Genomic DNA, 17806 nt, shown 5'->3' on the forward strand with positions numbered 1-17806 from the left:
GCTACAGAATGCCTGTCACTGCTGCCCGGCGACCTCGACGGGCATTTATTGCAAAGTGTGTTGCTCGACAAACACTTGCGGCTCCATGCCTTCGCGGCTGACCAGGCGATTCAGTTCGACCATGGGCAGTCGCACGCTCAGCAGGCTGCGCCCTTCTTCATCATGCTCTTCACTCTGCACCGCACCCAAGGCAAAGAATTGCGCGCGCAAGCGGGCAAAACGCTGCTCCAGGCAAAGGGTACCGACAAACAGATCTTCCCCCAGCAACTCGGCAATCGCCTGGCCGACCAGCTCCAGGCCACGCCCATCGCGTGCCGATACCCAGACCCGTTCCGGCTTGCCATCGGCATTGCGCTGGATCTGCGGCTCGACATCTTCGAGCAGGTCGAGTTTGTTATACACCTCGAGGATCGGCAAGCCTTCGGCGCCAATCTCGCCCAAAACCGCCAGCACTTGCTCGATCTGTTCCATGCGCTCGGGCTCATGGGCATCGATCACATGCAGCAACAGGTCGGAGTTGCTCGACTCTTCGAGCGTAGCGCGAAATGCCTCGACCAGCTTGTGCGGCAAATGGCGAATGAAGCCCACGGTGTCGGCCAGCACGATCGGGCCAAGGTCGTTGAGCTCGAGCCGGCGCAAGGTCGGGTCGAGGGTAGCGAACAGCTGGTCCGCGGCGTACACCTCGGATTCGGTCAGGGCGTTGAACAGCGTGGACTTGCCGGCGTTGGTGTAACCCACCAGCGACACCGAAGGGATGTCTGCACGCTTGCGCCCGCGCCGTGCCTGCTCGCGCTGGCTACGGACCTTTTCCAGGCGCGACTTGATCTGGCGGATGCGCACGCGCAACAGGCGCCGGTCGGTTTCCAGCTGGGTTTCACCCGGGCCGCGCAGGCCGATACCCCCTTTTTGCCGCTCTAGGTGAGTCCAGCCACGCACCAACCGCGTGCTCATGTGCTCCAGCTGGGCCAGTTCGACCTGCAGCTTGCCTTCATGGGTACGCGCCCGTTGGGCGAAGATATCGAGGATCAGCCCGGTGCGGTCGAGCACACGACACTCGAACACACGTTCAAGGTTGCGCTCCTGGCTGGGCGTGAGGGTGTGATTGAAAATCACCAGGTCTACCTGTTCGGCATGGACCAGGTCGTGCAGCTCTTCGACCTTGCCACTGCCAATCAGGTATTTAGCGGAAGGCTGATGCCTTGTCACCGTGACCAGCGAAATGATGTCGGCACCGGCCGACAATGCCAGTTCCTGAAACTCCTGCGGGTCTTCGCGCGCCTCAGGGTTCTGACCTTCCAAGTGAACGAGCAACGCCCGCTCACCACCACCGTGGCGCTCAAAGAACAATGCAGGCTCCTATCAGGCGTTGCCTGGCTCGCTGTCACCGTGCTCGGAATCGGACGGGCTTGGCAGGCGAACCGGACGGGCTGGCACCACGGTCGAGATGGCGTGCTTGTAGACCATCTGGCTCACGGTGTTCTTCAGCAGTACCACGAACTGGTCGAACGACTCGATCGAACCCTGCAGTTTGATGCCGTTGACCAGGTAAATGGAAACCGGGACCTTCTCTTTTCTCAAAGTGTTCAGGTAAGGGTCTTGTAGCGAATGCCCTTTTGACATATGCCGCACTCCTGTAAGGATAAATAATAGAAAATCAATGAAATCGATAAATTAGGCCGCCCCTTCGCAAGAATAGACGGCAATCAGCAGGGACTCAGCTCAATATGGAGATGGGCCCCAGGTATTTCAAGGTGCGGGACAGATTGTCGCAGGCCAGGCTGTCTAGCCAGTGTACGTCAGGCCAGCCACGCAACCAGGTGAACTGCCGTTTGGCCAGCTGCCGGGTCGCGATGATACCGCGTTCACGCATTTCACTCTCTGACAGCTTGCCGTCCAGGTAATCCCAGACTTGCCGATACCCCACTGCCCGTATAGACGGTAACCCGGCGTGCAAGTCACTTCTGGCTCGCAGTGATCGGACCTCGTCGATAAAGCCCTGTTCCAGCATCTGCGAAAATCGTAACGCAATTCGCTGATGCAAAATGTGACGATCTGTAGGAGCAATCGCCAAGCTGGCGACAGTATAGGGCAAATGCCCGCCAGCGCCTGCGTCTGCGCCGCGACTTTCAGCGAATTGACGTTGCCGGTGGGCCGTCATGCTCTCACCGCTCACCCGGTAGACCTCCAGGGCGCGGATCAACCGCTGCGGGTCGTTGGGGTGAATGCGCGCCGCCGACACCGGGTCGACCTCGGCCAGTTGGCGGTGCAACTCGCCCAGCCCCAAGGCCGCCGCCTGGGCTTCAAGCTCGGCACGCACGCCCGCGTCGGCCGCTGGCATGTCGGCAAGGCCGTCGACCAACGCTTTGTAATACAGCATGGTACCGCCGACCAGCAGCGGGATTTTGCCGCGCCCGCTGATCTCGGCCATGGCCTGCAGGGCGTCGGTGCGAAACTGCGCGGCCGAGTAGCTTTCGGCCGGGTCGCGGATGTCGATCAAGCGATGCGGGTGGGCGGCAAGGACTGCTTTCGACGGTTTGGCCGAGCCGATGTCCATGCCGCGGTAGATCAGCGCCGAATCAACGCTGATCAGCTCGCACGGCAGCACTTTGGTCAGTTCGATGGCCAGGTCGGTCTTGCCGGCGGCCGTCGGACCCATGAGGAATATCGCTGGGGGCTTGCCGCTCATTTCATCGACCGCGCAGGAAAAGTTTGTCCAGGTCGTCCAGGCCCATCTGGGTCCAGGTGGGACGGCCGTGGTTGCACTGGCCGCTGCGCTCGGTGTTTTCCATATCGCGCAGCAGGGCGTTCATCTCGGGAATGGCCAGGCGCCGGTTGGCGCGTACCGCACCGTGGCAGGCCATGGTGCCGAGCAGCTCGTTGAGGTGGGCCTGAATACGGTCGCTGGTGCCGTATTCCATCAGGTCGGCCAGCACATCCTGCACCAGGCGGTTGGCCTCGGCCTGCTTGAGCAAAGCCGGGATCTGGCGGATGGCCAGGGTTTCCGGGCCCAGCCGCTGCAGTTCGAAGCCCAGGCGCTGGAACCACTGCGCGTGCTCTTCGGCGCAGTCGGCTTCGCGCTGGCTCAGGGCCAGGGTTTCCGGCACCAGCAGCGGCTGGCCGCTGAGGCCCTCGCTGGCCATGGCTACCTTCAGGCGCTCGTACATGATGCGCTCGTGGGCGGCGTGCATATCGACCAGCACCAGGCCGACAGCGTTCTCGGCCAGGATGTAGATACCCTTCAGCTGCGCCAGCGCGTAACCCAGCGGCGGAATGTCGCCCTGGCTTTCCGGCAGGGTGGCTGCCGGGGCGGCGCCATTGTCCAGCGGCTTGTAAAACTCGCGGTACACCGCCTGCGCCTCGGCCGCCGGCAGCGGTGGCGAGGGCCGCGGGGTGTACTGGTACTGGTAACCGGCACCACTACCGCCGTTGCTGGCGGTGTGTTGCGGCGCACGTGGCTGCTCGAGCACAGGCGAAGCCAGGCGCATTTCCCCCTGCGGGCCGAACTCACCGGCCTGCTGGCCAGTGGCGCGCATCGCTTCAGGCACCGCAGCCGGGGCGGCCAGTTGGTCTTCCGGGCGCACATCGGCCAGGGCCCGGTGCAGGGTGCCGTACAGGAAGTCGTGCACCGAACGCCCTTCGCGGAAGCGCACTTCATGCTTGGTCGGGTGCACGTTGACATCGACGCCGTTGGGTTCCAGTTCAAGGAACAGCACAAAGGTCGGGTGCCGGCCGTTGAACAGCACGTCACGGTAGGCCTGGCGTACGGCGTGGGCCACCAGCTTGTCGCGCACCGCACGGCCGTTGACGAAGAAGTACTGCAGGTCGGCCTGGCTGCGCGAGAAGGTCGGCAGCCCAACCCAGCCCCACAGGCGCAGGCCGTTGCGCTCGACGTCGATCGGCAGCGCCTGCTCCATGAAGCCCGGGCCGCAGATGGCACCCACCCGCCGCGCACGCGCCACTTCATCATGGGCCTCGTGCAGGCTGAGGATGCTCTTGCCGTTGTGGCGCAAGTGGAAGCCGACGTCGAAACGCGCCAACGCCAGGCGCCGGATGACCTCCTGCAGGTGATCGAACTCGGTTTTCTCGGCCTTGAGGAACTTGCGCCGCGCCGGGGTATTGAAGAACAGGTCACGCACTTCGACCGAAGTACCCACCGGGTGGGCCGCCGGCTGCACCCGCGGGAGCATGTCGCGGCCTTCGGTTTCAACCTGCCAGGCTTCTGTGGCACTGGCAGTACGCGAGGTCAGGGTCAGGCGCGCCACCGAGCTGATCGAGGCCAGGGCTTCGCCACGGAACCCCAGGCTCAATACGCCTTCAAGGTCTTCCAGCTCACGGATTTTGCTGGTGGCATGACGGGCCAGCGCCAGCGGCAGGTCGTCGGCAGAAATACCGCTGCCATCATCCCGCACCTTCAGCAGCTTGACGCCGCCCTGCTCCACTTCCACATCGATGCGCCGGGCTCCGGAGTCCAGGCTGTTTTCCAGCAGTTCCTTGGCTACCGAGGCCGGCCGCTCGACCACCTCGCCAGCGGCGATCTGGTTGGCCAGCCGCGGGCTGAGCAGCTGGATGCGCGAACCACCACTCATTGCGAAGCCAATGTGGTGGCAGGGATATCCAGACGCTGGCCGACCTTCAGCTCATCGGACTTCAGGCTGTTGGTGTTGCGCAAGCTGGCCACACTGACCTGGTAGCGCACCGCCAGCATTGCCAGGGTTTCGCCTGGGCGCACCGTGTGCTCACGTGGGCCGGCGGCAATCTTGCCGGTGTCACGCAGCCAGGCGATATAGGTGCCAGGCGGCGGGTTCTGCTGGAAGAACTGGCGCACCCCGGTATGAATCGACCGCGCAAGCGCTTGCTGATGGCTGCGACTGGCCAGCTTGGCCGCCTCACTGGCGTTGGAGATAAACCCGGTCTCGACTAGGATCGACGGAATGTCGGGCGACTTCAGCACCATGAAGCCAGCCTGTTCCACACGCTGCTTGTGCAGCGAGGTGATGCGGCCCATGTTGCCCAGCACTTTCTGCCCGACATTCAGGCTGGAGCTGAGCGTGGCCGTCATCGACAGGTCGAGCAGCACACCCGCGAGCATGCGGTCCTTGTCGTCGAGGCTGACGTTGCCGGCGCCCCCGATCAGGTCGGAACGGTTTTCCGTGTCTGCCAGCCAGCGTGCGGTTTCGGAGGTAGCGCCACGGTCGGACAGGGCAAACACCGATGCGCCGAACGCAGCCTTGGACGGCGCGGCGTCGGCGTGGATCGAAACGAACAGGTCGGCGCCCTTCTTGCGGGCGATTTCGGTGCGTTTGCGCAGCGGAATGAAGTAGTCACCGGTGCGGGTCAGTTCGGCGCGGAAGCCCTTTTCCGTGTTGATCTGGCGCTGCAGCTCCTGGGCGATCTGCAGCACGATGTCTTTTTCATGCTGGCCGCGCGAGCCGGAAGCACCCGGGTCCTCGCCGCCATGACCGGCGTCGATGGCAATGACGATGTCGCGCTTGCCGCTAGGTACCGGCGGCAGCTTGATGGCTGGCTGGGTCGGCGTGACCGGGACCGCTGGCGTGGTGGCAGGCGTTTGCACTGGGGTCGGTGGTGGGGTTGGCGCCATGGCCGCGATGGCATCGGCTTCCTGATCGTACAGGTCGACCACCAGGCGGTTGCCGTACTGGGCATTGGGCGCCAGGGTAAAGCTCTTGGGGGTGACCGACTTCTTCAGGTCAACGACCACACGCAGGTCGGTCGGCGTGCGCTGGGCCGAACGCACGCTGCTGATCGGCGTGTTGGAAGTCGCCACTTTCAATGGCGCCGCCAAGGTCGCGCCATTGATGTCGATAACCAGGCGATCCGGTGCGCTCAAGGTGAAGACGCTGTGCTGCACGGGGCCAGACAGGTCGAAGACCAGCCGCGTGTTGTCTGGCGCGCGCCACAGGCGCACGCTCTTGACTTGAGTGACGGCCAGAGCGTCAACGGTCACCGTTGTCAGCAGCAGCCCAACGATGGCGACCAGTGCGCGTATGCGCATACCTACCCCACTTACTGTTTATAGTGTTTGGCCAGTGCCACGCACCAGGCCTCGCCGCGAGCCCCCTGCGGCGACAGGTTCAGCGAGCGTCCGCCCGCTTGGGGGCTTATGGTAATGGTCAGGTCGGGCTTTGGCAAAACGCCCGCACCCTTTTGTGGCCACTCGAACAGGCACAACGGGTCGCCCTCGAAATAGTCACGAATCCCCATGAACTCCAGCTCCTCCGGATCGACCAGCCGATACAGGTCGAAGTGAAAAGCTCGGACAGCGCCGATCTCGTAGGGTTCGACCACGGTGAACGTCGGGCTTTTCACTGCACCAGTATGGCCCAGGCCACGGATCAGGCCACGCGAGAGCGTGGTTTTACCCGCGCCCAGGTCGCCTTCCAGGAAAATGACACCGCGACCACCGGTCACTTCGGCCATTTTTGCACCAAAGTCGACTGTAGCCGCTTCATCGGCCAGAAACAGATTTAAGCCACACACGCAGAATGCTCCTCCAACAACGCTCGAATGACCGGCGCCAGATCGCTGGCCGCCAGGCCCCTGCCTTCAACCCCCAGACGCTCACCGGCACAGGCGTGAAGCCAGGTACCCAGGCAGCCGGCACTCCAGGCGTCCAGCCCCTGGGCCAGCAACGCCGCCAGCACCCCGGTCAGCACATCGCCCAAGCCCGCGCCGGCCATCGCCGGGTGCCCGCGCTCGCACAGCATCAACTGGCCGGACGGGTGCGCCACCAGGGTACCTGCCCCTTTGAGCAGGCACACACTGTTGTAGCGCCGCGCCAGCTTGCGCGCAGCGCCCGGCCGGTCGGCCTGTACCGCTTCGGTGGAAATGCCCAGCAGCCGCGCCGCTTCCCCGGGGTGAGGCGTGAGGATGCTACCGCTGGGCAGGGCCAATGGGGTGCCTGCCAGCAAATTCAGGGCGTCGGCGTCCCATACCTGCGGGCGCTCGGCGTTCGCCACTGCCGACAACAGGCTCCGGCCCCAGGCAGCCTGCCCAAGGCCGGGGCCCACCACCAGTACCGTGGCGCGCTCCAGCACGCCGACCAACTGGTTGGCCGACTGTACCCCCAGGCACATCACCTCAGGCAGGCGGGCCAGGCTCGCGGGTAGATGTTCGGGCCGGGTCGCCACGCTGACCAGGCCGGCGCCGCAGCGCAAGGCGGCTTCGGCGCTGAGCAGCACAGCGCCACCGGTGCCCAGGTCGCCGCCCACTACCAGCACATGGCCGAAGTCGCCTTTGTGCGCATGCGGGTGCCGTGCCGGCAGGTGTGCGACAGTCACGCTGCTGAGCAGTTGTAGGGTGTTGCCAGGGTGTTTGGTCTGCGGCATGGGGTCAAAGGCTCCAATGTCTGGCAGAATTATACGCACCTGAGCCCGTATTGCCTTGCCCATCCATGCCTGCCTCTACACCTGACCTCGCCCAACTGGCCCAATCGATCAAGATATGGGGCCAGGAACTCGGTTTTGCCCACGTCGGCATCGCCGGGGTCGACCTTGGCGAACACGAACAGCACCTGCAACGCTGGCTAGACGCCGGTTACCAGGGCGAAATGGAGTACCTGGGTGCCCATGGCAGCAAGCGGGCGCACCCCGACCAACTGATTCCCGGCACGGTACGCGTGGTCTCGCTGCGCATGGACTACCTGCCCGGCGATACGCAGATGGCGCAACGCCTGGCGCAACCGGAAAAAGCCTACGTGTCACGCTACGCCCTGGGCCGTGACTACCACAAGCTGGTGCGCAAGCGCGTGCAGTTCCTGGCAGACCGTATCCAGCAAGCCATCGGCCCGTTCGGCTACCGCGCCTTCGTCGACAGTGCCCCAGTGCTGGAGAAGGCCTTGGCCGAGCAGGCCGGGCTGGGCTGGATCGGCAAGAACACCCTGCTGCTCAACCGCAAGGCCGGCAGTTACTTCTTCCTGGCCGAACTGTTCGTTGACCTGCCGTTGCCGGTGGACGAAGCCACCACCAGTGAACATTGCGGGCGTTGCCAGGCGTGCCTGGACATCTGCCCGACCCAGGCGTTCGTGGGGCCCTATGTGCTGGACGCGCGGCGTTGCATCTCGTACCTGACCATCGAGCTGAGAGGGCCGATTCCTGTCGAACTGCGCTCGATGATGGGTAACCGTGTATTCGGTTGCGACGACTGCCAGATCGTCTGCCCGTGGAACCGCTTCGCCAAGCACAGCCAGGAGCAGGATTTCCAGCCGCGGCATGGGTTGGAGAATGCCGAGCTGGCCGAGATGTTCCTGTGGGATGAGCGTACTTTCCTGCGCAAGACCGAGGGCGGGCCGCTACGCCGGGCAGGCTATGAGCGGTTCTTGCGCAACCTGGCGGTGGGCTTGGGCAATGCGCCGCCGACGATACCGGTGATCGAGGCGCTGAAGGCGCGGCGCGAGGATGCGTCGGAGCTGGTGCGCGAGCATGTCGAGTGGGCGCTGGCCCGGCACGGCATTCAATAGCTACACGGCCCACTGTGGGAGCGGGCGCGCCCGCGAAGCAGGCACCGCGGTGGGTGGCACCGGCTGCGCCGGTGTTCGCGGGCATGCCCGCTCCTACAGGGACCGCGCCGGGCCTGGGGCAGGTTTACTGCTGGTCGTTGTAGTGAAACTTGGGCATTTCCCAATGGAAACGAATCGCCAGCAAGCGCATCAGGAACCCACCAAAGAGGGTCAGCAGCATCGCCTGCTCCGCCGGCACCTTGAAATACACGCAGCCGAGGTAGAACCACGCCGCGGCGAACGACACGCTGGCGTAAAGCTCGCGGCGGAACACCAGCGGGATGTCGTTGCAGAAGATATCGCGCAAGATGCCACCGAACACCCCCGTGATCACCCCGCTGATCGAAGCCACCAGCATGCCCTGCCCCATTTCCAGCGCCGTCATGCAGCCAATCAGGGTAAACGCCACCAGCCCCAGTGCGTCTAGCACCAGGAACAGCGAGCGCAGGCGGCGCATCATTGGCGCGATGAAAATGGTCAACAGGGCAGCAAAGCTGGTCAACACCAGGTACTCAGGGTGTTTCACCCAGGTCAGCGGGTAGTGCCCGAGCAACACATCGCGCACCGACCCGCCACCCAGGGCGGTAACACAGGCGATCAGCACCACGCCGAACCAGTCCATGCCGCGACGCCCCGCAGACAACGCACCGGTCATGGCTTCGGCAGTGATGGCAATGAGGTAGAGCATCAGCAACATGGTGCGGGTCCGTGCGGGAAAGGCGCGCAGTCTAACCAGTTGCCCAAGGCACCAAAAGGGGGCGCAGCCAGAATATCTGCGCCGTAACGGTTCACACCTTGATGAAATGCTCGCGGTAGTGGCGCAACTCGGCAATCGATTCGCGAATGTCGTCCAGCGCCAGGTGCGTATTGCCCTTCTTGAAGCTGTCACGCACGTCCGGCGCCCAGCGCGCTGCCAGTTCTTTCAGCGTCGAGACATCCAGGTTGCGGTAGTGGAAGTAGTTTTCCAGGTTGCGCATGTGCCGGTAGAGGAAGCGACGGTCCTGGCAGATGCTGTTGCCGCAGATCGGCGATTTGCCTTTGGGCACCCACTGTTCGAGGAAAGCAATGGTCTGGGCCTCGGCCTCGGCCATGCCGACCTTGCTGTCGCGCACACGCTGGGTCAGGCCAGACGCGCCATGGGTGCGGGTGTTCCACTCGTCCATGCGGGCCAGTACTTCATCGCTGTGGTGGATGGCGATCACCGGGCCTTCGGCCAGGGTGTTCAGCTCGCTGTCGGTGACAATGGTGGCCATTTCGATGATGACGTCGCTGTCCGGATCGAGGCCGGTCATTTCCAGGTCGATCCAGATCAGGTTCTGTGGGTTTTGCATGCAGAAGCTCCTCATATAGCCCGTCATCTTAGCCTAGTGGCCCAGCCACGCCCATTCACCGCCACAAGGTAAGGGCAATGGTGCAACGCCTGGCGTGCTAAACTGCCTGCCGTTTTCAATGCCCTGACCCGGGCCCTTCTCACGGAATGTTCATGGCCAAACGCCAGCTCAATCGCCGCCAGAACTGGCGCATCGAAAAAATCCAGGGCGAGCGTGCTGCTCGCGCGGCCAAACGCGAGCAGCATGTGCTGCAGGAACTGGAAGGTGGCGACCTGGGGCCGGAACAACTGGGCCTGGTGATTGCCCACTTTGGCGTGCAGGTCGAGGTGGAGGCCCAGGATGGCGACGTTGCAGGCCAGGTGTTCCGCTGCCACTTGCGCGCCAACCTGCCAGCACTGGTCACTGGCGACCGCGTGGTATGGCGTGCAGGCAACCAGGGCATAGGCGTGATCGTGGCGCAGATGCCACGCAGCACCGAACTGTGCCGGCCAAACAACCATGGCCAGTTGAAACCGGTCGCAGCCAACGTCGACCTCATCGTGATCGTGTTTGCCCCGGCCCCGGAACCGCACCCGAACCTGATCGACCGTTACCTGGTCGCTGCCGAGCATGCAGGCCTGCGCCCGCTGCTGCTGCTGAACAAGGCCGACCTGATCAACGCCGAGAACGGCCCCGGCCTGCAGGCGCTGCTGGAGGTTTACCGCGAGCTGGGCTATCCGCTGCTGGAGGTATCTGCCCACCACGGTGATGGCATGCAACGCCTGCAGCAGCAACTTGACGGGCACATCAGCGTGTTCGTCGGCCAGTCGGGTGTGGGCAAGTCTTCGCTGGTCAACAGCCTGCTGCCAGAGGCCGGCACCCGCGTCGGCGACCTGTCGGAATGGTCGGGCCAGGGCACCCACACCACCACCACCGCGCGGCTGTACCATTTCCCCAATGGCGGCGACCTTATCGACTCGCCGGGCATCCGCGAATTCGGCCTTGGCCACGTCAGCCGCAGCGATGTGGAGGATGGCTTCATCGAGTTCCGCGACCTGTTCGGCACCTGCCGCTTCCGCGATTGCAAACATGACCGCGAGCCAGGCTGCGCGTTGCTCAAGGCGCTGGACGATGGCCGGATCTCGCAGCAACGCATGAACAGCTACCGCTCGATCATCGCCAGCCTGACGGAAGACAGCTACTGACCGGGCTGTAAGCCTTCCTCCGCCCTGAGGCCCACCTGCACGGCCCTGCAAAACGCCGTGCGAGGTTGCGCGGGGCCTACTGCTCCTTGCTCTCGTCCATCTTCAGCGTGCCATCCTCGAAGATGTTCAGCTTCTGGCGCAGTTCACGTGGTTGCATCGGCGCCTGATCGGCCCCGGCACCGGGCGCCGCGCCACTGGCCGGCGGGGCCGCGGGCGGGGCTGCCGGCGCTTGCGGTGCACCCTGTTCGCCCTGCTCACCCTCGATGTTGCGCTGGGCCTTCTTGGTCAGCACGATGATGTCGATGCGGCGGTTTACCGGGTTGAACGGGTTCTTGCGGTCGAACAGCGATGACGATGCATACCCCACCACCCGAGCCACCTGGCCGTCCGGGTACCCACCCGCCACCAATGCCCGGCGTGCGGCATTGGCGCGGTTGGCCGACAGCTCCCAGTTGCCGAACTCGCCAGTGCCGGCATACGGTTTGGCGTCTGTGTGGCCGCTGATGCTGATCTTGTTGGGCACTGCCTTGATGGTGTCGGCCATGGCCAACAGAATGTCTTCGAAATATGGCTGCAGGCGCGCACTGCCGATATCGAACATCGGACGGTTCTCGGCGTCCATGATCTGGATACGCAGGCCATCCTGGGTGATCTCGAACAGGATCTGGTCCTTGAACTTCTGCAGTTGCGGGTTCTCTTCGACCTTGTTCTGCAGCTCCTGCAACAGCAATTCAAGGCGCTCGCGCTCGACCTGCTCGGCCATGGTCTCCACCTGGTCCTTGTCCAGCTGGGTGGGCGACGGCTGTGTCGGCTCGGTTTTCACTTCCGGGTTGATGGTTTTGTCCGGCGCCATTTCGGGGGAACCACCCAGGTCGATGACGTAGGGCGTACCACTTTCGGAGAACCCGATCGGGTCCTGGAAGTAACCGGCAATGGCGATCTTCTGTTCAGGCGTGGCCGTGGACAACAGCCACAGCACCAGGAAGAACGCCATCATCGCCGTGGCGAAGTCGGCAAAGGCGATTTTCCAGGCGCCACCGTGGTGGCCGCCGCCAAAGCGCTTGACGCGCTTGACGATGATGGGCTGATTGTTCTCCATGAATCAGCGACCGCGAACCGCTTGTTCCAGCTCGGCGAAGCTTGGGCGGTGCTTGGGGTACAGCACCTTGCGCCCGAACTCGACCGCCAGCGACGGCGGCATGCCCGAAGCCGAGGCCACCAGCGATGCCTTGATCGACTCGTACAGGTTCAGCTCTTCCTTGGCGTCGTGCTCCAGGCACTTGGCCAGCGGGCCGAAGAAGCCGTAGGCCGCGAGAATACCGAAGAACGTACCGACCAGCGCCGCACCCACGTGCATGCCGATGGCCGCCTGGTCCCCATCGCCCAGCGAGGCCATGGTCACCACGATACCCAGCACCGCCGCTACGATACCGAAGCCGGGCATGCCATCGGCGATGCCGGTCACTGCATGGGACGGGTGCTCAAGCTCTTCCTTCATGCTCAGCAGCTCCATGTCGAACAGGCCCTCGAGCTCGTGCGGGGCCATGTTGCCGGTAGACATGATGCGCAGGTAGTCGCAGACGAACGCGGTCATGCGCTCATCGGCCAGTACCGTGGGGTACTTGGCGAAAATCGGGCTGGCGGCGGCGTCTTCGATGTCGGCCTCGATGGCCATCATACCTTCGCGACGGCTCTTGTTGAGGATTTCGTACACCAGCCCCAGCACTTCAAGGTAGAACGCATGGCTGAAGCGCGAGCCGAACATCTTCATCGACTTCTTGATGACGTGCATGGTCATGTAGCCAGGGTTGGCCTGCAGGAATGCACCAAAGGCCGCACCGCCGATAATCAGTACTTCGAACGGCTGGATCAGCGCCGCGATCTTGCCGTGGGAAAGCACGTAGCCGCCGAGCACGCTCGCGAATACGACGATGATGCCGATAATTTTAGCCATAGGTTCAAAGCACTTGCTGTCGTGGTCAGGGGAAGAGACGAGAGCTGTAAAACTCTTCTTCTACTTATCGGCAGAACTGCGCCAGACTATAGCCACACAATGCGAAAAGCCAGTTCGGACTGATGTCAAAATGCCAATTGAAACCAAGGTGCCCGCTCAGGCTCCGCGAACGCTAGAGGCCTGGGTCAAGCTGCTCGAGAGTGTTCGCATCCCGGTGCCGAAGCACAGCTACGACCGGGTCATGGCGGCCATCCACGATAGCCGCCGCTCGCTGCGCGACATCGCCGAACTGATGCAAGATAGCCCGGCGCTGGTGTTGTCGGTGATGCGTGAAGCCAACCACGCCACCAACGCCAGCATGGCCGAACCGGCCGAAAGCCTTGAAGTGGCCCTCAACCGGCTCGGCCTGGAGCGCAGCGAGCTGTTGCTCAAGCGCCTGCCGGCAGTGCCTGTTGAAGAAATCCCGCCGGTTCTGTGCCAGTTCCAGATGATCAGCCAGCACGCAGCGCAGCAGGCCAGCGGCCTGTTCGCCAGCCGCCTGGCCCGGCTGTGGCAGGAAATCCACTGGGGTAGCCTGCTGTTTCTGTCGCCCCTCTGGCCGCTGGCACTGGCCTACCCGAAGCTGCTCGACACCTGGGAGCTGCGGGTGATCCACAAGGGTGAAGAGGCCGCCCATGTCGAGGAAGAACTGTTTGGCGTGCGCATAATGGCGCTGTGCCAGACCACGGCCGAGTACTGGCGCCTGCCGCAATGGGTGACCCAGGGTTACCGCCTGCTGCTGGAAGAGCGCGAGCAACTGGCCCAGGTGCTGAGCATCGCCCGCGACGAAGACCTGCTCAGCCAGCAACACCGCCTGGACGCAGAGCCCGGCCTGCGGCGCTGGTTCAACCAGCCGGCCAATACCGTGTTGCTGGCCAACAACCTGGCCCTGGCGGCGCAGGTCGGCTGGGACAACCCGCACCTGTTACGCTGGCAGCTGCTGACCGCCCTGTACCTGCAGACTTCGCTGGAAGACGTGCAGCAGCAAGTTCACCAGCAGGCAGCCGCCAGCGCCCGTCGCCATGCCCGGCATGCACTGTTCCATCCAGCCGAGGCGCTGATATGGCCGTGGCACCAGCGCCGCCCGCACCCGGACATGCTGGCGGCGCCACCGCCCAGCAGTGAAGAGCTGGCGCGCTGGCGCACACTGTGCCAGCACCTGCTGGCGCAACCCAGCCCGTTCACCAATACCGTGCACCTGGCCACCCAGGCACAAGAGGCCCTGCTGGCCTGCGGTATGCAACGCATCATGCTGCTGAGCCTGGACAAGAGCACCGACACCCTGCGCGTGCAGCAGACCGCCGGCTTGCCCAAGGAGGCCGCGGGCCTCGCCCTGCAGGTGGCTCAGAACAAACTGCTGCAAAAGCTGATGAGCCAGGCCGGGCAGCTGCGCATCACCCCGCAGAACCACAGCCAGTTCGCCGCGCTGCTGCCAGCCCCGCTGCGCGCCCTGTTCCGCAGTGAGCATGTGCTGCTGCGCTCGCTGGCGGTGAACGATCAGGTGCTCATGCTGCTGGTGGCCGACCAGGCTTGCAGGCCCATGGCCGATATCAGCGTGCAAGCCTTCGGCAAAACCGTGCAATGCATCGAGCGGGCACTGTCGCTGTTCGCCAACCGCAAAGCCTGAGCCTTGCGCTACAATCGCTCCTCTTTCCACTCTGGAGACCGTGGATGACCGACTTTTCCGGCCTGCCCCTGGTGATCGAAGCTGCAGACCTGCTGCCGCGCCTGGATTCACCGCAGTTGATCCTGGTCGACCTGAGCAGCGCCAACCGCTATGTCTGCGGGCATATCCCCGGCGCCCGCTTTGTCGAGGGCAAGCGCACCCAGCTCGGCCAGCCACCGGCCCCTGGTCTGCTGCCGCCCCTGGGCGAACTGGAAAAACTGTTCAGCGAACTCGGCCACCGCGATGATGCCGTCTACGTGGTGTATGACGATGAAGGCGGTGGTTGGGCGGGGCGTTTCATCTGGCTGCTCGACGTGATCGGCCATACGCGCTACCACTACCTCAATGGCGGTATCCAGGCCTGGCCAGCCGACAAGCTGTCTACCGAAGTGCCCGCAAGCGGCACCGCCCCGGTGCACCTGCACCTCGACACTGCACCTACAGCCACCCGCGAGTACCTGCAAAGCCGCCTGGGCGCCGATGACCTGGTGATCTGGGACGCCCGCGCCCCACAGGAATTCAACGGCGAAAAAGTGTTGTCGGCCAAGGGCGGCCACATCCCTGGTGCGGTCAACTTCGAGTGGACCGCCGGCATGGACCTCAACGACCACCTGCGGATCCGCAGGGATATCGCCGAAGTGCTGCAAAGCCTGGGCATCACCCCCGACAAGGAGGTGGTTACCCATTGCCAGTCCCACCGCCGTTCCGGTTTCACCTATTTGGTGGCCAAGGCCCTCGGCTACCCACGCGTCAAGGCTTATGCCGGCTCGTGGAGCGAATGGGGCAACCACCCGGACACGCCTGTAGAAGTTTAAGGAACCTGCATGAAATCCCGTCTGTTCATCATCAGCCAGTACCTGCTGCCGCACCACCTGCTGTCGCGGCTGGCCGGCTGCGTCGCCGAGTGCCGCGTGCGCTGGTTCAAGAACGCCTTCACCGCCTGGTTCGCCAAGCGCTACCAGGTCGACATGAGCCAGGCGCTGGTCGAAGACCTGAGCGCCTACGAGCACTTCAACGCATTCTTCACCCGCGCCCTGAAGCCGGGCGCCCGCCCGCTGGATGAAACCCCGGGCGCCATCCTGTGCCCCGCCGACGGCGCCGTGAGCCAGCTTGGCCCGATCGAGCATGGCCGCATCTTCCAGGCCAAAGGCCATGGTTTCAGCGCGCAGGAGCTGCTGGGCGGTGACCCGGCGCTGGCCGCCCCGTTCATGGGCGGTGAGTTCGCCACCATCTACTTGTCGCCCAAGGACTACCACCGCGTGCACATGCCGCTGGCCGGCACCCTGCGCGAGATGGTCTACGTGCCGGGCCGACTGTTCTCGGTCAACCAGACCACTGCCGAAAACGTGCCCGAGCTGTTCGCCCGCAACGAGCGGGTGGTCTGCCTGTTCGACACCGAACGCGGGCCGATGGCCGTGGTGCTGGTGGGTGCGATGATCGTTGCTTCGATCGAGACCGTGTGGGCCGGCCTGGTGACGCCGCCCAAGCGCGAGCTGAAGACCTTCCGCTACGACGACGCCAGCCGTGCGCCGATCCACCTGGAGAAAGGTGCCGAGCTGGGGCGCTTCAAGCTGGGTTCGACGGCCATCGTGTTGTTCGGGCCGCAGCAGGTGAAGTGGGCCGAAAGCCTGGGTGCCGGCTCTGCTGTGCGCATGGGGCAGCAGTTGGCGGCGCCTGTGCAGGCTTGATGGCCTGATAAAGCCTGGGCCGCTTTGCGGCCCTTAGCGGGCATGCCCGCGAAGGGCTGCAAAGCAGCCCCAGATTTCCCGATCAGCCGCGCGCGTCGCGGTCGCGCAAGCCCAACAGATACAACACGCCATCCAGGCCCAGGGTAGAAATCGCCTGCTTGGCCGACTGGCGCACCAGCGGCTTGGCGCGGAATGCCACGCCCAGGCCGGCCAGTGCCAGCATTGGCAGGTCGTTAGCGCCATCGCCCACGGCAATGGTCTGTTCCAGTTGCAAGCCCTCATCGCTGGCCAGTTTCTGCAGCAGTTCGGCCTTGCGCTGGGCATCGACGATCGGCTCGACCGCCACACCAGTCACCTTGCCATCCACCACTTCCAGCTCGTTGGCGAACACATAGTCGATACCCAGGCGCGCCTGCACCTGGCGGGCAAAATAGGTAAACCCACCGGACAGGATGGCCGTCTTGTAACCCAGGCGCTTGAGCTCGGCGAACAGATTTTCCGCGCCTTCGGTCAGGCGCAGCGAGGCGCCGATTTCGTCCAGCACGCCCACATCCAGGCCCTTGAGCAGCGCCATGCGCTCCTTGAAACTGGCGCGGAAGTCCAGCTCGCCACGCATGGCGCGTTCGGTGATCGCCGCCACCTGCTCACCCACGCCAGCCGCCTTGGCCAGCTCGTCGATGACTTCGGCCTCGATCAGCGTCGAATCCATGTCGAATACCGCCAGGCGGCGGTTGCGGCGGAACAGGTCGTCTTTCTGGAAGGCAATGTCGACGCTCAGCGCCTGCGCCAGGGCGAAGAAATCGGCACGCAGAGCCTTGGCATCGCTCGGCACCCCACGCACGGATATCTCGACCGCCGCCTTGCCCTTGTCGGTGTCGGCGTCCAGCGCCACCCGGGCCGACAGCCGCTCGATGCGTTCGATCGTCAGGCCGTACTGGCTGATCACCGCACTGACCCGCTGCAGTTGCTCGGGGGTGATCTTGCGGCTGAGCAGGGTCACCACATGGCGCGCCTCACCATGGCCGTCGGCCCAGTGCTGGTAGTCCGCCTCGGAAATCGGCGTATAACGGGCCTGCAGGTTCAGCTCGTGGGCCTTGGCTTGCACACCCTGCAGCAGGGCAGTTGCCACTTCGTTGTCAGGGATATCGACCAGGATGCCGAACGACAGGGTGCCGTGCATGACCGCCAGGCCGATGTCGAGGATACTCACACCGCCCTGCAGCAGGACGCCGGTGATTGCCGCAGTGAGACCGGGACGGTCCTCACCGGTGATGTTGATCAGGACGATTTCGCGCACAACCTGGCTCCGACTTCGATGAAAAATGCGCATTCTACCGACTTTCCATGACCATCGGGCGCCAACGATACTTTGCCGACAAAACCCGGCTCGCTATACTCCCCCCACTTTCTTGCCATTAAGAGCCGAGCT

At 64.0% G+C, this 17806-nt stretch carries 17 protein-coding genes; 5 read left to right on the plus strand and 12 right to left on the minus strand.

Annotation, left to right across the window (positions count from 1 at the left end):
• Positions 1–45: 45 nt before the first annotated feature.
• The 7 genes from hflX to L1P09_RS22690 form a co-directional block, all read right to left on the minus strand.
• Positions 46–1347: a ribosome rescue GTPase HflX gene (gene hflX, locus L1P09_RS22660; protein WP_009681305.1), complete on the minus strand. Its 1302-nt coding sequence runs from the start codon at positions 1345–1347 to the stop codon at positions 46–48.
• Between the two features lie 12 nt (positions 1348–1359).
• Positions 1360–1620: an RNA chaperone Hfq gene (gene hfq, locus L1P09_RS22665; RefSeq protein ID WP_003258160.1), complete on the minus strand. Its 261-nt coding sequence runs from the start codon at positions 1618–1620 to the stop codon at positions 1360–1362.
• 94 nt (positions 1621–1714) lie between these two features.
• Positions 1715–2686 (minus strand): tRNA (adenosine(37)-N6)-dimethylallyltransferase MiaA, encoded by a 972-nt coding sequence (gene miaA / locus L1P09_RS22670; protein WP_009681306.1) that lies wholly within the window; start codon positions 2684–2686, stop codon positions 1715–1717.
• Between the two features lies 1 nt (position 2687).
• Complete coding sequence (gene mutL / locus L1P09_RS22675) at positions 2688–4586, minus strand: DNA mismatch repair endonuclease MutL (RefSeq protein WP_054904836.1); 1899 nt, start codon at positions 4584–4586, stop codon at positions 2688–2690.
• On the minus strand, positions 4583–6013 hold the full coding sequence (locus tag L1P09_RS22680) for an N-acetylmuramoyl-L-alanine amidase (RefSeq protein WP_054904837.1): 1431 nt from the start codon (positions 6011–6013) through the stop codon (positions 4583–4585). Before L1P09_RS22680 ends, mutL begins: the two co-directional genes overlap by 4 nt.
• An 11-nt stretch (positions 6014–6024) precedes the next feature.
• On the minus strand, positions 6025–6498 hold the full coding sequence (tsaE, locus tag L1P09_RS22685) for a tRNA (adenosine(37)-N6)-threonylcarbamoyltransferase complex ATPase subunit type 1 TsaE (protein ID WP_009681309.1): 474 nt from the start codon (positions 6496–6498) through the stop codon (positions 6025–6027).
• Positions 6486–7346: an NAD(P)H-hydrate dehydratase gene (locus L1P09_RS22690; protein ID WP_009681310.1), complete on the minus strand. Its 861-nt coding sequence runs from the start codon at positions 7344–7346 to the stop codon at positions 6486–6488. Before L1P09_RS22690 ends, tsaE begins: the two co-directional genes overlap by 13 nt.
• A 65-nt stretch (positions 7347–7411) precedes the next feature.
• Here L1P09_RS22690 and queG point away from each other — a divergent pair, with 65 nt between their 5' ends.
• A complete protein-coding gene (gene queG / locus L1P09_RS22695; RefSeq protein ID WP_110676625.1) occupies positions 7412–8476 on the plus strand; it encodes a tRNA epoxyqueuosine(34) reductase QueG in 1065 nt (354 codons plus the stop codon).
• A 124-nt stretch (positions 8477–8600) separates the two neighbouring features.
• On the opposite strand, the gene L1P09_RS22700 is transcribed toward queG, so the two are convergent.
• Positions 8601–9212 (minus strand): trimeric intracellular cation channel family protein, encoded by a 612-nt coding sequence (locus tag L1P09_RS22700; RefSeq protein ID WP_232893038.1) that lies wholly within the window; start codon positions 9210–9212, stop codon positions 8601–8603.
• A 91-nt stretch (positions 9213–9303) separates the two neighbouring features.
• Positions 9304–9846, minus strand: coding sequence for an oligoribonuclease (gene orn, locus L1P09_RS22705; RefSeq protein WP_009681312.1), 543 nt, complete (start codon positions 9844–9846; stop codon positions 9304–9306).
• Positions 9847–9998: 152 nt separating this feature from the next.
• Between orn and rsgA the strand changes: the two genes are divergently transcribed.
• Positions 9999–11030, plus strand: coding sequence for a small ribosomal subunit biogenesis GTPase RsgA (rsgA, locus tag L1P09_RS22710; RefSeq protein WP_009681313.1), 1032 nt, complete (start codon positions 9999–10001; stop codon positions 11028–11030).
• A gap of 76 nt (positions 11031–11106) precedes the next feature.
• Here rsgA and motB read toward each other — a convergent pair whose 3' ends face one another.
• Positions 11107–12129 carry a flagellar motor protein MotB gene (gene motB, locus L1P09_RS22715; RefSeq protein ID WP_054912833.1) on the minus strand — a complete coding sequence of 341 codons (1023 nt, stop codon included), beginning with the start codon at positions 12127–12129 and terminating at the stop codon, positions 11107–11109.
• 3 nt (positions 12130–12132) lie between these two features.
• Positions 12133–12984, minus strand: coding sequence for a flagellar motor stator protein MotA (motA, locus tag L1P09_RS22720; RefSeq protein WP_009681315.1), 852 nt, complete (start codon positions 12982–12984; stop codon positions 12133–12135).
• A 130-nt stretch (positions 12985–13114) separates the two neighbouring features.
• Here motA and L1P09_RS22725 point away from each other — a divergent pair, with 130 nt between their 5' ends.
• The 3 genes from L1P09_RS22725 to asd are packed head-to-tail and all read left to right on the plus strand — an operon-like array spanning position 13115 to position 16377.
• Positions 13115–14650: an HDOD domain-containing protein gene (locus tag L1P09_RS22725; protein WP_235768141.1), complete on the plus strand. Its 1536-nt coding sequence runs from the start codon at positions 13115–13117 to the stop codon at positions 14648–14650.
• Between the two features lie 44 nt (positions 14651–14694).
• Positions 14695–15504 carry a rhodanese-like domain-containing protein gene (locus tag L1P09_RS22730; RefSeq protein ID WP_054904841.1) on the plus strand — a complete coding sequence of 270 codons (810 nt, stop codon included), beginning with the start codon at positions 14695–14697 and terminating at the stop codon, positions 15502–15504.
• A gap of 9 nt (positions 15505–15513) precedes the next feature.
• Positions 15514–16377 (plus strand): archaetidylserine decarboxylase, encoded by an 864-nt coding sequence (asd, locus tag L1P09_RS22735; RefSeq protein WP_029887865.1) that lies wholly within the window; start codon positions 15514–15516, stop codon positions 16375–16377.
• An 82-nt stretch (positions 16378–16459) separates the two neighbouring features.
• On the opposite strand, the gene serB is transcribed toward asd, so the two are convergent.
• Positions 16460–17674 carry a phosphoserine phosphatase SerB gene (gene serB, locus L1P09_RS22740; RefSeq protein ID WP_178126165.1) on the minus strand — a complete coding sequence of 405 codons (1215 nt, stop codon included), beginning with the start codon at positions 17672–17674 and terminating at the stop codon, positions 16460–16462.
• Between the last annotated feature and the right edge of the window lie 132 nt (positions 17675–17806).

This window comes from Pseudomonas juntendi (assembly GCF_021560075.1).
Taxonomy (GTDB): Bacteria; Pseudomonadota; Gammaproteobacteria; order Pseudomonadales; family Pseudomonadaceae; genus Aquipseudomonas; species Aquipseudomonas juntendi.

What these genes read in the sequence shown, in the direction of transcription:
- L1P09_RS22730 (WP_054904841.1), top strand. Translation starts at nt 14,695, where the DNA reads ATGACCGACTTTTCCGGCCTGCCCCTGGTGATCGAAGCTGCAGACCTG.
- miaA (WP_009681306.1), bottom strand. Translation starts at nt 2,686, where the DNA reads ATGAGCGGCAAGCCCCCAGCGATATTCCTCATGGGTCCGACGGCCGCC.
- L1P09_RS22725 (WP_235768141.1), top strand. Translation starts at nt 13,115, where the DNA reads ATGCCAATTGAAACCAAGGTGCCCGCTCAGGCTCCGCGAACGCTAGAG.
- rsgA (WP_009681313.1), top strand. Translation starts at nt 9,999, where the DNA reads ATGGCCAAACGCCAGCTCAATCGCCGCCAGAACTGGCGCATCGAAAAA.
- L1P09_RS22690 (WP_009681310.1), bottom strand. Translation starts at nt 7,346, where the DNA reads ATGCCGCAGACCAAACACCCTGGCAACACCCTACAACTGCTCAGCAGC.
- motA (WP_009681315.1), bottom strand. Translation starts at nt 12,984, where the DNA reads ATGGCTAAAATTATCGGCATCATCGTCGTATTCGCGAGCGTGCTCGGC.
- hfq (WP_003258160.1), bottom strand. Translation starts at nt 1,620, where the DNA reads ATGTCAAAAGGGCATTCGCTACAAGACCCTTACCTGAACACTTTGAGA.
- asd (WP_029887865.1), top strand. Translation starts at nt 15,514, where the DNA reads ATGAAATCCCGTCTGTTCATCATCAGCCAGTACCTGCTGCCGCACCAC.
- queG (WP_110676625.1), top strand. Translation starts at nt 7,412, where the DNA reads ATGCCTGCCTCTACACCTGACCTCGCCCAACTGGCCCAATCGATCAAG.
- L1P09_RS22680 (WP_054904837.1), bottom strand. Translation starts at nt 6,013, where the DNA reads ATGCGCATACGCGCACTGGTCGCCATCGTTGGGCTGCTGCTGACAACG.
- motB (WP_054912833.1), bottom strand. Translation starts at nt 12,129, where the DNA reads ATGGAGAACAATCAGCCCATCATCGTCAAGCGCGTCAAGCGCTTTGGC.
- mutL (WP_054904836.1), bottom strand. Translation starts at nt 4,586, where the DNA reads ATGAGTGGTGGTTCGCGCATCCAGCTGCTCAGCCCGCGGCTGGCCAAC.
- orn (WP_009681312.1), bottom strand. Translation starts at nt 9,846, where the DNA reads ATGCAAAACCCACAGAACCTGATCTGGATCGACCTGGAAATGACCGGC.
- L1P09_RS22700 (WP_232893038.1), bottom strand. Translation starts at nt 9,212, where the DNA reads ATGTTGCTGATGCTCTACCTCATTGCCATCACTGCCGAAGCCATGACC.